This is a genomic window from Serratia sp. A07 (assembly GCF_058725505.1).
In genome coordinates, this window is record NZ_JBZXDO010000237.1 from 1 (window position 1) to 633 (window position 633).

Sequence of the window (633 nt, forward strand, 5' to 3'; positions counted from 1 at the left end):
GCTAAGGAGGTCGCGATGGAGCCAAAAAACACCCGCGGCCGTGCCAGCAAGGTCGACCTGCTGCCGGAAGATATCCGCAAGCGCCTTTTTTCCATGTTGCGTGAAAAACGCATCACCCAGCTGCAAATTGTTGAAGAAATCAACCGGCTGATTGAAGACGCCGGGCTGCCGCCTGAGCAAAAACTGTCGCGCTCCGGGGTGAACCGGCTGGCCACCGAGAACGAGCGGCTGGCGCGTGATTTGCGTGAGCTGCGCGAACAAACCGCGGCGCTCACCGCGGAGCTTGGCGACAAGCCTACCGGTGAAACCTCCCGTCTGATTATGGAGATGGCGCGCTCACTGCTCTTCAAGGGGATCCGCAAGCACCAGATAGCCAGCCAGGACGGCGGCGATATCGATATCGATTTCATCAAGGAAGCCATGCTGGCCGCCCAGCGCCTGGAGCGCACGGCAGAGATGAGCCACAAACGCGAGAAAGAGATCCGCCAGGCCTACGCGGAAGAAGCGGCCAACGCGGTCAGCGAGGCATTGCGCGGGCAGGATGGCATGAGTGCCAGCATGGAAAGCCAAATCCGCGACATTCTGCTGGGCAAAGCCTAGTCCACGTTCAACGAGAGAGTATCCGATGACAGA

1 protein-coding gene is annotated in these 633 nt (G+C 59.9%); it reads left to right on the forward strand.

What is annotated here, in order from left to right; genetic code table 11:
- Nucleotides 1–15: 15 nt before the first annotated feature.
- Complete coding sequence (locus tag AC4PR2_RS29505) at nucleotides 16–600, forward strand: DUF3486 family protein (RefSeq protein ID WP_492176124.1); 585 nt, start codon at nucleotides 16–18, stop codon at nucleotides 598–600.
- The last annotated feature ends 33 nt before the right edge of the window (nucleotides 601–633 follow it).

Excerpts from the sequence above, each read along its gene's own strand:
- AC4PR2_RS29505 (WP_492176124.1), top strand. The coding sequence starts at position 16 with ATGGAGCCAAAAAACACCCGCGGCCGTGCCAGCAAGGTCGACCTGCTG.